Annotated in this window: 10 protein-coding genes; 3 read left to right on the top strand and 7 right to left on the bottom strand. The window is 52.5% G+C overall.

Annotated features, from left to right (window positions below; translation table 11 throughout):
- Positions 1 to 2 precede the first annotated feature (2 nt).
- The gene (locus tag ACTS9Y_RS02895) at positions 3 to 1,388 is read left to right on the top strand and encodes a peptidoglycan DD-metalloendopeptidase family protein (protein WP_442584510.1); all 1,386 of its coding nucleotides are present in this window, start codon (positions 3 to 5) and stop codon (positions 1,386 to 1,388) included.
- A gap of 109 nt (positions 1,389 to 1,497) precedes the next feature.
- Here the strand turns inward: ACTS9Y_RS02895 and ACTS9Y_RS02900 are convergent, their stop codons facing one another.
- From ACTS9Y_RS02900 to ACTS9Y_RS02920, 5 genes are all read right to left on the bottom strand, one after another.
- Complete coding sequence (locus tag ACTS9Y_RS02900; RefSeq protein WP_442584511.1) at positions 1,498 to 1,788, bottom strand: hypothetical protein; 291 nt, start codon at positions 1,786 to 1,788, stop codon at positions 1,498 to 1,500.
- A gap of 63 nt (positions 1,789 to 1,851) precedes the next feature.
- Complete coding sequence (locus ACTS9Y_RS02905; RefSeq protein WP_442584512.1) at positions 1,852 to 2,271, bottom strand: secondary thiamine-phosphate synthase enzyme YjbQ; 420 nt, start codon at positions 2,269 to 2,271, stop codon at positions 1,852 to 1,854.
- 76 nt (positions 2,272 to 2,347) lie between these two features.
- The gene (locus ACTS9Y_RS02910) at positions 2,348 to 2,869 is read right to left on the bottom strand and encodes a hypothetical protein (RefSeq protein ID WP_442584513.1); all 522 of its coding nucleotides are present in this window, start codon (positions 2,867 to 2,869) and stop codon (positions 2,348 to 2,350) included.
- 83 nt (positions 2,870 to 2,952) lie between these two features.
- Positions 2,953 to 5,535 carry an ATP-dependent chaperone ClpB gene (gene clpB / locus ACTS9Y_RS02915; RefSeq protein ID WP_442584514.1) on the bottom strand — a complete coding sequence of 861 codons (2,583 nt, stop codon included), beginning with the start codon at positions 5,533 to 5,535 and terminating at the stop codon, positions 2,953 to 2,955.
- A 104-nt stretch (positions 5,536 to 5,639) separates the two neighbouring features.
- Entirely contained in the window at positions 5,640 to 6,827 is a 1,188-nt protein-coding gene (locus ACTS9Y_RS02920) for a sialidase family protein (protein ID WP_442584515.1), read from the bottom strand.
- A gap of 152 nt (positions 6,828 to 6,979) precedes the next feature.
- On the opposite strand from ACTS9Y_RS02920, the gene ACTS9Y_RS02925 reads away from it, so the two are divergent.
- Positions 6,980 to 9,922 carry an EAL domain-containing protein gene (locus tag ACTS9Y_RS02925; protein ID WP_442584516.1) on the top strand — a complete coding sequence of 981 codons (2,943 nt, stop codon included), beginning with the start codon at positions 6,980 to 6,982 and terminating at the stop codon, positions 9,920 to 9,922.
- Positions 9,915 to 11,201, top strand: coding sequence for an HD-GYP domain-containing protein (locus ACTS9Y_RS02930; protein WP_442584517.1), 1,287 nt, complete (start codon positions 9,915 to 9,917; stop codon positions 11,199 to 11,201). The genes ACTS9Y_RS02925 and ACTS9Y_RS02930 overlap by 8 nt, the downstream gene beginning before the upstream one ends.
- A 109-nt stretch (positions 11,202 to 11,310) precedes the next feature.
- Here the strand turns inward: ACTS9Y_RS02930 and ACTS9Y_RS02935 are convergent, their stop codons facing one another.
- Entirely contained in the window at positions 11,311 to 11,799 is a 489-nt protein-coding gene (locus ACTS9Y_RS02935; protein WP_442584518.1) for a copper chaperone PCu(A)C, read from the bottom strand.
- The gene (locus ACTS9Y_RS02940; RefSeq protein WP_442584519.1) at positions 11,796 to 13,163 is read right to left on the bottom strand and encodes a PepSY-associated TM helix domain-containing protein; all 1,368 of its coding nucleotides are present in this window, start codon (positions 13,161 to 13,163) and stop codon (positions 11,796 to 11,798) included. Before ACTS9Y_RS02940 ends, ACTS9Y_RS02935 begins: the two co-directional genes overlap by 4 nt.
- Between the last annotated feature and the right edge of the window lie 185 nt (positions 13,164 to 13,348).

Raw genomic sequence — 13,348 nt, forward strand, 5'->3', positions numbered from 1 at the left:
GCATGCCTGATACCACATTGCTAAACCTTATTTTGCGCAGACGTTTGATAGCGGCAGGGCTTTGCGCCTTGCTCGCGGCCGGGTCACCTACGACGATGGCAGCAGCTAACGACAAGGCAGATGCCGCCAAAGGCGACCTCGAACAGGTCAAAGAAAAAATACAGCAACTGGCGAATGCGATCAAGGCTTCCCAACTGGCCAGGCAAGATGCCAATGAAGCGCTGAAAGCGTCGGAAACCGCTATCAGTGCCTCGCGTAAAAAGTTACGCGATATCCAGGATGCGCAGCAGGAAAACCGTGGCAAGCTGCAGGATTTGCAGAAGCAGATGTCACTGCTACAGCGACAGGTGAACCAGCAGCGCCAATCACTCAGCCAACAGCTTAACCAACAATACCGGCACGGCAATAACAGCCCGTTGCAGATGCTGTTGCAGCAGCAGGATCCTGCGAATACCACGCGCAATCTCAAGTATTTGGGCTACCTGACGGCCGCACATCAGGAACAGATCCAATCCTTGCAGGATAACCGTGACGCCATAGAGCGCGTGCGCACGGCGACCACCGAACAGTTGCATGAAACCGACCGGCTGGCGACGCAATACAGCGACACCACACATAAGCTGGTCAACGAGAAATCAAAACGCGCCGAAGTGCTGACCCAGCTTTCCAAACAGATAGAAACCCAGGAACAGCAACTGGTGCGCCTGAAAAAGGATGAAGAGGCGTTATCCAAGTTGTTCCAGAGACTAGCCGCCGAAGCTAAAAAGCGTGAGCAGGAAGCCATCGCCAGAGCCAAACGTGAAAAAGAAGCGGCTGCCAAACGCCTGGCCGAGCAGGCACGCAAGAAAAAATCCAGCGGCCGCACCTCTGAGCATTCAGCACAAACCAGGGTAGACGGGCAAGGTAAAGACGACACCGAGACCGACGCTCAAAGCAGTTCAGTTGTCGCCAAAAATGACACGCTGCCTGAATACAACGCCTTGAAAGAAAACTTTGCCCAACTGCGTGGCAGGTTACGCCTGCCGGTGCGTGGCGAAGTCATCAATCGTTTTGGCAGCGCACGTGCAGAAACCGGCGTCAGCTGGAAAGGCCTGTTTATCCGCGCCAAAGAAGGCAGCGAAGTGAAGTCTGTCGCTGGTGGCCAGGTGGTGTTTGCGGACTGGATGCGTGGCTTTGGCAATCTGATCGTGGTCGATCACGGCAACGGCTATATGAGCCTGTATGGCAATAACGAAGCGCTGTACAAATCATCCGGCCAGCCGGTAAAAAGCGGCGATACCATCGCGGCAGTGGGCAACAGTGGCGGCAACGCCGAGAATGGCGTGTATTATGAATTACGCCGCAACAGCATCCCGTTTGATCCACTGCAATGGAGTTCGGTCAAATAACGATTCTTTTGATAAGCCCATCATGCAAAAAAGCGCAGTGAACTGCGCTTTTTTTTACGTTGCAGGCTAGCGCAAGGCTAGCTTACAGGTTGATGCAGAAAGGATAAACCTACTCTGCTTTTGCACCCTCTTCAGCAGGAATCTCCGGCTGTGGCGTATTGGCGTGCGCGGCTTCTAACTGCTTTTCCAATTCTTCTTTGGATACAGTAATACCAGGCACACGCTCATCGGCTGCTGGCTCATAGCCGCCACCTGCAGCAGGCTTAGCTGCGGCAGGTGCATCTGTTGCAGCAGACTCTGCCGCCGGGGCTGTGGTTTCTGGTGCAGGGGCCTCTTCTTTACCGCAAGCCACTAAACCCAAAGCTAAAAAAAGTGTTAGCAAGTAAGTATTCCATCTCATACATTTCTCCTTTTATTACTTCTGATTATAATTAAACAACATTGGTATGGTAAAACAACTGGCCTATTCGCCAATCACATGCATCAACACCCGCCGACGGGCTGGTTGATGTCTATGTTCAAACAGGAAAATACCCTGCCATTGCCCCAGCGCGACCTTGCTGTTTATCACAGGGATAGACAGGCTGGTTTGCGTTAAGGCGGTTCTCACATGTGCCGGCATATCATCCGGCCCTTCCACTGTATGTATAAACAACTCGTCGCCATCCGGGGCGATCCGGTTAAAAAAAGCTTCCATATCCACCAGCACATCGCGATCATAGTTTTCATTGATCAGCAGGCTGGCAGAGGTATGCTGTATGTATAAAGTCAGCAACCCGCTCTGGATACCCGACTGTTCTACCCACTGCGCTACTTGCGGGGTAATGTCGTACAGGCGTCGCCCTTGTGCATTGATGTTCAGTGTTTCGTGGCTTTGTCTCATGCCTGTTTTCCGCTGCAAAAGCTTGATGATAGATCAGTGTTCAAATCAGGCGTAGACGCTGGTTCAAATCGCAATCCTACCAATAACGCCATCCACCGCCCCAGTACGGGCGATAACCCCATGGGCCACCATAATAGCCAGGGCCATAGAACCACGGGTCCATACTACGCAGGCGGGCAGAATCACGCTCACGTTTCAAGCGGGTTTCTGCTTCTACCCGCGCTTTTTCACGCTTGTTGATCTCATCAGCAATGGCATTTTGCTGTGCCAGTGCATTGGCCTGCTGCATATAATCCAGCACTCCTTTTGAAATACCTTTTTGATGCCAGCTCAATACCTCTGAAGGCGTCAGTGAGTAGCGGGACTGCGACAGTTTAATGGCTTCGATAATCTCGGCATCTGACTTGCCTTTTTTGCTCAAGCTGACAATCTCATCCAGGCTCAGCGTGGATTGTGCCGGTGGCAGCAAAGCAGCCAATTGCTCCGGCGAGATCCTTTCAATCTGCACGGGCTGCGGCGGTTGTGTAGCGCAGCCTGCAAGCGCACCCAGCAAAGTAAAAGCCAGTAATAAACGCAAGTATTTAAATTGATTCATCATATTTCCATTCTAACCCGCAAAAAGAATAGGGCCATAATGATTATGACCCTATTGAATGACGATGGTTCGCCGACTGGCAACCATCAGGCCTTATTAAACACCATTCTGCCAGACTCGAAACCTACGCGTATCGTATCTTTGGCTGCAAAATGCCCGGCAAGGATCTCTTTCGCCAACGGGTTCTCTATCTCGCTCTGTATCGCCCGTTTCAATGGTCGCGCACCGTAGACAGGGTCAAATCCGGCATTGGCGATCTCAGACAGCGCGGCATCACTGATCTCGAGCTGCATTTCCATCGCGGCCACGCGTTTAGCCAGCAATTGCAACTGGATGTTGGCGATGGACCTCACATGCGCCTCACCCAGCGAATGGAAGACGATCACTTCGTCGATACGGTTGATAAACTCCGGCCGGAAGTGTGCTTTCACCTCCCCCATCACGGCCAGTTTAACCACCTGGTAATCCTGGTCGGCCATGCTTTGTATCATCTGGCTACCCAGGTTGGAGGTCATGATGATCACGGTATTTTTAAAGTCTACTGTACGGCCCTGGCCATCGGTGAGCCGACCATCATCCAGCACTTGCAACAGCACATTAAACACATCAGGATGCGCTTTTTCGACTTCATCCAGCAAGATCACTGAATAAGGTTTGCGGCGTACGGCTTCGGTCAACGTGCCGCCTTCTTCATAGCCAACATAGCCGGGTGGCGCACCAATCAGGCGGGAGACAGAATGCTTCTCCATAAACTCGCTCATATCGATGCGGATCAAATGCTCTTCGCTATCGAACAAAAAGCCTGCCAGCGCCTTGCACAGCTCGGTTTTACCCACGCCAGTCGGGCCCAGGAACAAAAAGCTGCCATACGGCCGGTTAGGGTCGCTCAAGCCACTGCGTGAACGGCGGATCGCATCCGACACCAGACGCACAGCTTCATCCTGACCAACCACACGGTCATGCAGCTTATCTTCCATGCGCAGCAGTTTTTCGCGCTCGCCAGTCATCATTTTGCTGACCGGGATACCGGTGGCACGACTGACCACTTCAGCGATTTCGTCAGCGCCGACTTCGGTCCGCAACATTTTATGCTTCACGGCTGGCAGGGCTTCATTGCCTGAATCGTGTTTCAGTTGCGCTTCCAATTGCGGCAATTTTCCATACTGTAGTTCTGACACGCGCTGCCAGTCACCCTTGCGGGTAGCGGCTTCCATATCCAGTTTGACTTTTTCTATCGCCTCTTTGACGCCAGCGGAGCCATGCACCGCAGCTTTTTCTGCTTTCCAGATCTCCTCCAGGTCGGCATACTCTTTCTCCAGCCTGTCTATCTCGTCTTCAATCAAGGTAAAGCGTTTTTGGCTGGCCTCATCTTTTTCACGGCGCACGGCTTCGCGCTCAATCTTGAGCTGAATCAGACGGCGGTCCAGTTTGTCCATGACTTCCGGCTTGGAGTCTATCTCCATCTTGATGCGCGAAGCCGCTTCGTCAATCAGGTCTATGGCTTTGTCCGGCAGAAAGCGGTCTGTGATATAACGATTGGATAATTCTGCCGCAGCGACAATCGCCGGGTCAGTGATTTCCACACCGTGATGCAGCTCATATTTTTCCTGCAAGCCACGCAAAATGGCGATGGTCGCTTCCACGGAAGGCTCATCGACCAGTACTTTCTGGAAGCGGCGCTCCAGCGCGGCATCTTTCTCTATATATTTGCGGTACTCATCCAGCGTCGTCGCGCCTACACAGTGCAGCTCGCCGCGGGCCAGGGCTGGTTTCAGCATATTGCCTGCGTCCATCGCACCTTCCGACTTACCGGCACCGACCATGGTATGGATCTCATCGATAAAGACGATGGTCTGCCCTTCATCCTGCGCCAGTTCTTTCAACACCGATTTCAGGCGTTCTTCAAATTCGCCACGGTATTTGGCGCCCGCCAGCAAGGCAGCCATATCAAGGCTGAGCACCTTTTTGTTTTTGAGGGAATCCGGCACTTCGCCATTGACGATACGCTGCGCCAGCCCTTCGACAATAGCGGTTTTACCGACACCGGGCTCGCCGATCAAGACCGGGTTATTTTTAGTCCGGCGTTGCAATACCTGGATGGCGCGACGGATCTCATCATCACGGCCGATCACCGGATCCAGCTTGCCGGCGCGGGCGCGTTCGGTCAGGTCCAGGGTGAATTTTTTCAGGGCTTCGCGCTGGCCTTCTGCTTCCTGGCTATTCACTGAATCATTACCGCGCACGGCTTTGATGGCCTGCTCCAGCACAGTTTTATTGACGCCATGCTGTTTCAGCAACCTGCCGGTTTCGCCTTTGTCTTCCGCCAGTGCCAGCAAAAACATTTCGCTGGCAATGTAGGTATCGCCATTTTTCTGGGCGAATTTATCGGTGATATTGAGCAGATTATTGAGGTCGCGCGAAATGGTCACTTCGCCACTGTTTTCACTGACTTTAGGCAGCGCATCCACCGCCTGTTGCAGGCTGGTTTTCAATGCAGGCACTTGCGCACCGGCGCGCGACAGCAAAGCAGCCACGCCACTATCGTCCTGGTTCAACATGGACAATAGCAAATGGGGCGCCTCTATGGTTGGTTGGTCGGCACCCACCGCCATGCTTTGCGCATCAGCGAGTGCCTGCTGGAATCTGGTAGTGAGCTTATCAAAACGCACGGTAAACCCTTTCACACTAAAGTCATGCCGCAGACTGCGGCGGGATAACCCTATAATGCGGCGGGTTTTTACGTTTTCAATAGCGCCAGATCAAACTTGCTGCATTATTGTGCTGAAAATGGCACCACCAGCAACCCTTTTTCAGCACTGTTTACCGCCAGCAGCGCTTGCCCGCGCAGATTTAACCATTGCGGATAATCGAGCTTGCCTGCGCTATGCAAAGCAACGGTTGGCAAACCCCAGGTTTTGCCGCCATCCAGTGAAGCCATGGTCACGATATCCATGCCATCGCTGCTGCGCTCCTGCCAGGCCAGCCACACCTTGTCACCCACGCTCAACAAGGCAGGATGCCCGGCACTCTTCTTAGGGTCGCCAATACGTCTGGGCGGGGTCGTCACCCAAGCCTGCCCATCCATGCGCACCAGGCGCAGGCCCGGCTTGTCACCGGCGCCGTCAAAATAAGAGAGATGGTAGCCAAAGCCCTCGCCCACTGCCAGTGCGGCACCATGGTGTGGACAACCATCGATCTTCCAGCGGCCATGACTGGCACGCACGATGGCTGGCTTGGCCGATTTACCAGCACCTGGCCGGTTGATTTCGGCCATGGCATGGTCACGCTCACTTCCGGCAAACACGTGTCGCCACAAGACGGCAACCGTGCCATCAGCCTTACTGGTCATGGCGATGCGGCAGCACTCACAACTACTGTCGGCCAGTTTTTTCTCACTGGCAAAGTTTTTGCCCTGATCGGTGGAAACCGCGTAGTAGATAGCCGCCCCCTCATAAGGTTTCCCCGCCGCTTTGGCCGCCAGTAGGTCGCGCTTATCGACCCAGGCAACGGTGATTGAACCATCAGGCGATACCTGCAATGCATCGAATCTGTGGGTGATTTCTGCCCGATCTTGATGCACGATGTAAGGTGTTTCAAAACTTTTACCACCATCCACCGAGCGCGCAAACCAGATATAACCAGCAAAAGGCTTTTTTAGCGATTCAGTCCAGCTCAGGTAGATGTTGCCATTGCTGGCAAGCGCAATTTTAGGTCTTGCCTCGGCATCTGCGGCAACCTTCATCGGCGTAGGGTTGACGGCGATTTCAGGGCTGAAATGCTGCCCTGTATCCTCGCTGAAAGATACCCAGACCTGCCCTTTACTGGCACGCGCTTGCCATATCCGGCCATCGGCATCAGCTGCCAGGCTGATTGCCAGACTGGCGCCCCCTTGCTCAACATGTCCTTCATGCGCATTTACCTGAAGCAAGCCCATACAACAGACAGCAACCAACCCGTTCATCAGCCATTTCACCGCTCAAAACCCTTACTTAAATATATTTAAATAAATAATTCTTTACAAACAACAAAGCTGCTAAAGTTAAGGTGTCAAAAGCCGTTAACTCAAATAACTGGACGGATGACGACAACCTGTCGAATAGCAACAAAACTCTTATGTATATGCAAGCAACCTTTGAACATCATAGCACAGCGTGGCTGCGGCCTTTGGCGGCCAGCATGCCCGATATGCCCATGCTGGCGATCAATCGCCGGGCACAGTGCGTGGCTGCCAACGACATGGCAAAAAAACTGCTGGGCGAAAGTGCCGACGCTCTGCCTAAAGACATGCGCCAGGCGCTGGTGCAGGCCATCCGCGACAACCAGACAGAACTGACACTGCACACCCGCATCAATGACCTGAACCGTGATTTCAAATGCCGCTTGTTCTATGCCGAGCATGGCAGGCGTGCCATCGGCCTGCTGCTGGAAGAGCAAGAGAGTGCCCTGGTGCAGCAATTAGTGCATATGCAATCCATCGTGCATTCACTGATCGAGATGAGCCCTGACCTGATCTCCATCAAAGACCATGATAATCGCTGGATGATGGCTAACCAGCGCATGCTGAACACCTTCCAGATCGATAACTTTGATTACGAGTTCCTGAACAATCTGCAGATTGCCGATACCCTGCATCCGGTATTCCGCAACAGTTTCGAGCATCATGAGAAATCTGACCAGACCGTCTGGCAGACACGCCAGTCTTACCATAATGAAGAGCTGGTGCACTTGCCACAGGGCGGTTATAAAACGCTGGAAGTGAATAAAACCGCTTATTTCGACCACAGCGAGCAGCCCAGCCACCTGATCACGGTAGCGCGTGATGTCAGCGAGCAGAAGTTCATCCAAAGCCAATTGCTTAATCGCAGTGCAGTGCTGGATACCCTGATCTCGTGTGACTGGATGTTGCATTCGGCCGAACGCTGGCAAACCGTGGCCGAGAATGTATTGCAGCAATGCTGCCTGTCTTTCCGCTTTAGCCGTGCGGTGTTGCTGCAACATCACACGACCACTGTGCGCAAAAAAACCGAAATACGCTCCCAGGCGCTGTTCCACTGGGCCACCAATGGCTTCCACTCGACTTATGAGCATTGGGAAAAGATCTCATTTCTCGCACCCGAACTAAAGCGCTGGCATGACCTGCTCTCTAAAGGGCAACCGGTGATGTGCGATGCACATACGCTGCCGGAAGATGAACGCTTTCTGTTGAAATCACATGACAGCGTTAATCTGGTGATCGTGCCATTGATGATAGACCACGAGTGGTGGGGCTCTATGGTCATCGAGCGTTGTTTCGATGCCGAAAGCACCAGCTCACAGGAATTAGGTTCACTGATGGCGATAGGCCGCACCTTAAGTGTGGCGATAGACCGCGAACAAACCGGCAAAAGCCTGAAACTGGCGAAAATCGCTTTTGACAGCACTACTGAAGGCATCATGATCGTGAATCCTTCCGGTGAACTGGTGGGCATCAACCAGGGCTTTACCCTGATCACCGGTTTTAATGAATCCGAAGTGCTGGGGTTTAAACCGCAGATTTTCCGCCAGCGCCCACGCGGCCTGTTCGGCGCGCTCAAACGTCATGGCAAATGGTCTGGCGAAATCGAGAATATGCGCAAAAATGGCGAAAGCTATACCGAATGGATGACGATTACCGCCGTACGCAACCATGCCAACGCGATTACCAATTACGTGGGTGTGTTTGCTGATATCACCGAGATGAAGCGCTCACAAGTGCAACTCAACTCCCTGGTCAACCATGATCCGTTGACCGGCCTGCCTAACCGCAGGTTGATTAATCATTTGTTCACGCATGCGATTCAACGCGCAAACCGTAATGAGCAGCAAGCGGCGGTATTATTTATTGACCTGGATAGATTCAAGAATATCAACGATAGCCTGGGCCATTACTCCGGCGATCAGCTATTACTGGGCGTGACAGAGCGTATCCAGGACTCATTGCGTGAGTCTGATATCGTTGGCCGCCTGGGTGGGGATGAGTTTATTGTCTTGCTGGAAAACCTGCACAGCAAGGCAGATGCTGCTCAAAAAGCACAAGACATCCTCGAAGCACTCAAGCGCCAGTTCATGATCGATCATCATGAAATATTTATTGGCGCCAGCATTGGTATTTCCATGTATCCGCATGATGCCAGCGATGTAGAAGGCCTGATCAAGGCCGCCGACCTCGCCATGTATCAGGTAAAGAACAATGGTAAAAACCATGTGTCATTTTACGATGCTGCACTGAGCCGCAATGCGGTGGAACACTTCCAGCTGGAAACCGAATTGCGCCAGGCACTGTCCAGAAAACAGCTCAAAATGTTCTACCAGGCGCAGATCAATCTGAATACCGGCATGATCATCGGGGCGGAAGCGCTGATCCGCTGGCAGCACCCGACGCAGGGCTTGATCCCGCCTGCCAAGTTTATCCCGCTGGCTGAAGAAACCGGCCTGATTTTAAGCATAGGCGAATGGGCTTTGCGTGAGTCTGTGCGTCAGGCGCATGCCTGGCACAAACGGCACCCGGAATTCAAGAAGATCGCTATCAATGTATCTGCCGTGCAGATCATGAAAAGCAAGTTTGCCGATACCGTGTATGGCATTTTGATGGAAAGCGATTGCGACCCATCCATTATCGAGCTTGAAATCACCGAAAGCACGTTGATGCAGCATACGCAACATGTGGTGGATACGTTTAACCAGTTGAAGAAACTGGGCATCAGCATTGCGATTGATGACTTTGGCACTGGCTACTCATCATTGTCGCACCTCAAGCGCTTGCCGCTTGACCAGATCAAGATCGACCGCAGCTTTGTCAAGGATTTGCCGGATGACAAAGATGATGCGGCCATTACCAGCGCCATTTACGCGATGGCCACCCAGTTAGGATTCACCGTCGTAGCCGAAGGAGTAGAAACAGAAGAACAGGAAAAATTTTTACAACGTTTGGGTTGCCAGACTGCGCAAGGCTATTTATATGCTTACCCGGTCAACTCCGACGACTTTTTGCAGTTATTAGTGTTAAACAATCAAAGAAAAATAAAACGCCATGCCTAATCACGCCTCCGATACTTTTTATATCGACATAGAACAACTCCAGATCGGACTGTACATCCATCTGGATTTGGGATGGATGGACCATCCTTTCTCCATCAGCAACTTTAAAGTCACTGATGAATCGCAGATTGAAACCATTAAATCACTGGGGCTGACGCAACTGCGCTACGACCCGCGCCGCAGTTCCAGCACGCCATTGCGTAGCAGCAGCGGCAAAATTGATAATGTGGTTGAATTCCCCATGAGAAAGGCTTATTCAGCCAAACTGGATGTGATAGACGATAGCCCGGAGCTAAGCGCGGCGCAAAGACAGCAACTGGCACTCAAACAAGCGATCACCGAAAGCGAACAAAAATTCCTCAAGGCCAGTTCAGACGTCTGGAACATCCAGAAAATGTCGACCGAGCATCCTGACCAGGCCTATGGCATGGCTTCCAGCGTGGTGCTCGACCTGGTGGCCAGCACCCTGACAGAAGGTGATATTGCGATTCATGCCATGAATGGCCACCGCATTGGCGACCAGCACTACCAGCATGAGCTGAATATCCTGGTGCTTTCCATGCTGCTGGCCAAAAACCTGAATGTCAGTGATGAAGATGCCGTCATACTCGGCATGGCTGCGATTCTGCATGACATCGGCAAACGGCAGATCAGCGACAAGATTCTATTGAAAAAAGACCCGCTCAGTGTGCGTGAAACCGCGATTTACCAGACCCATGTCTTGCTGGGCCTGAATATGCTGAAAGAAGTCTCAGTGCCGAAAAAGATCCTGTCCATCATCGGCCAGCATCATGAATTTGCAGACGGCAGCGGCTACCCCAAAGGCTTGCACTGCGATGAGATCGACCCGTTGTCGCACATCCTGATCATTGCGAATATGTACGATAACCTGTGCAACCCATCTAACCCAGCGCTGGCGAAAACGCCGTATGAAGCGCTGAGTGTGATGTTTGCCCAGCAGCGCCACCAGTTTGACCAAACGATTCTGCGCCGCTTTATCAAGTGCCTGGGCATCTACCCACCCGGCAGCGTGATCCGCCTGTCAGACCAGAAACTGGCAACGGTGTTGTCGACCAATCCGCAACAACCGCTGCGCCCATTTATCCAGTTGCTCAACGATAGCACTGAGGAAGATGGCGAAATCATCGATTTGCGCGAAACCCTGGACCTCAACATTATTCAATGCCTGAAACCGGAACAGCTACCGAATATCCTGCAGAGAATGATGCGCCAGAAACAACGCACCAGCTACTTTATCGATAAAGTCACCAGCGCTTAAGCGTTCATCACCTATATTGCCCGTACATTTACTGTACGGGTATCTGCAACACGCCTGCTAAAGCGCAATCATCGCTTTGAATAACGTGCCCGCTTACACCTTTGAATCATCAATGATGCATATGACCTTCTGATGCAGGCTCAGTTGTTTTGGGCGCGGCGGCAACTGCCTTGATTGTGATAGTCATCTTTTTGCCATGCGCATCCTGAGTCACCAGGCTGATAGGCACGACTTCCCCCTCTTTAATCTGGTGAGCCAATGTGATCAGCATCAGGTGGAAGCCGCCCGGTTTCAGTTCGACAACCTGCCCTGCTTTCAGCTGCAAACGGTCCAGCCTTTTCATGCGCATGATATTGCCATCCATGGACATGGAGTGAATTTCGGTTTTTTCCGCCACGGGTGAAATCGCCTCTATCAGGTCTACATTTTGATCAGCGCTGAGTTTCATATACGCCGCTGCCACAGGCTGCCCGGGGACGGTCGGTTTTACCCAGGCATCGGATATCTTTAATTCTGCATGGGCGAACGTGACGAAACAGGTCATGGTAAAACAGGTCATGGTAACGGTGACTAATGCATGTTTTAAATAAGATTTCATTGTCTGACCTCTCTATGAGTAAATTGCCAAATGGTATCGAAAATAAGTGCTGCCATGATCGATGCCCCAAGTAATGGGAATAGAACGCCCAATGCCACGGTAATGATAGCGATATTACGCGTGAGCTTGTGGTCCTGCCGCTTTGGCGGTGGCGCCATCCGTTGACCAGATGCACGACGTTTGCCCCACATGGTGACCGAAGAGATCACCAGCAGAATGAGTGCAACACACCCCACCAGCATCACCAGCTGACTGACAAGACCATATTGTTTGCCTTGATGCACCGAGGTGCCCCATTCGGTGACTTTGGCGACCGCGCCGTATTCTGCATAACCGGTATCAATCAGCACTTTTCCCGAATACTGGTCTATATGCACTACTCGCTCTTGTGTGGCATCGGCGGGAAACTGCAACGCGGTATACACGCCGCCAGGCCCCATGGGCAGGCGGATCGAATAACCGGCTTTCAAGCCAGCCAGCGTGAAAAGATGTTGTGCGTTATCCAGGCCTATAGGCATGACGGCGCCACTCACCCCTTGCTGGCCAGAAATGGGCAAAGTCGTTTTTTCCAGCGTCCATGGCACGTCCCCCTGCGTTTCAAGCGGGATATCGGATTGCGGGACTTTTGCCCAAAGATAGGCAGGAAACCCCAGGCCATAGGCAGTGCTGATTTTGCCGAACTGTTGTCCCCAGAATGCAGACCAGGGCATACCGGTCAAGGCCAGAAACAGGACGATACCGCCACCCGCCAGGCCAGTGACGGCATGCACATCACGCCACCAGACCCGCTTCTGTGGCGAGCCGCGCACCTTGATGACATTTGCGTTTTGACCACGCGGCCACCACAAGTAGAAGCCGCTAATGACTAACACCATGGTCCAGCCTGCCACGATCTCTACCAGCCAGTTCGCCCAGGTTCCCACCAGGGTCAGCGAATGCAGTTGTTTGACTATCAACTCCCATTGCTGGCTTTCGGCGTGCGCGCCCAAAATCTGACCGCTATAGGGGTTGACCAACACTTGCACTGTCTCACCATGCGGCTGCTTGATCAGCAGGCCCAGGCTACGATCACTCGTGGCCGGGGTTTGTATCAGCTTCAACTCGCCGGGATACTCCATGAGCACTTGCTGTGTCAGGCGCTGAAGTGCCATCGCTGGTTGTGTGGAAGGTGCTATCAATCGTTCATCGTGATAAATCCAGTCATTGATTTCACCACGGAAAAGATAAAGGCTGCCGGTAATCGCCAGGCTGAGCAATATCGGCAGGCACAACAAGCCAGCAAAAAAATGCCAGCGCCACACCCGTCCATAGAGCACAACGCGACTTGTTGACGCTGGCATAGGCGTTGTCTGTTTGAGTGTCATTGCATCACCACATTCCCTGCGTCAGCCAGATGATCCATACCTGCTGTTACAATGACCTTCCGACATATGGCCCCAGCCTGAATGAGGGGTTGATAAGATAGCTTCATTGAGGATTCCCCTTGCTATGAATGACTTTCATGCGTTTTATACAGACATGAAAGAAAAGCCCGGCAGCTCATTGCCGG

It is taken from the genome of Methylophilus sp., from assembly GCF_052173275.1.
Taxonomy (GTDB): Bacteria; Pseudomonadota; Gammaproteobacteria; order Burkholderiales; family Methylophilaceae; genus Methylophilus.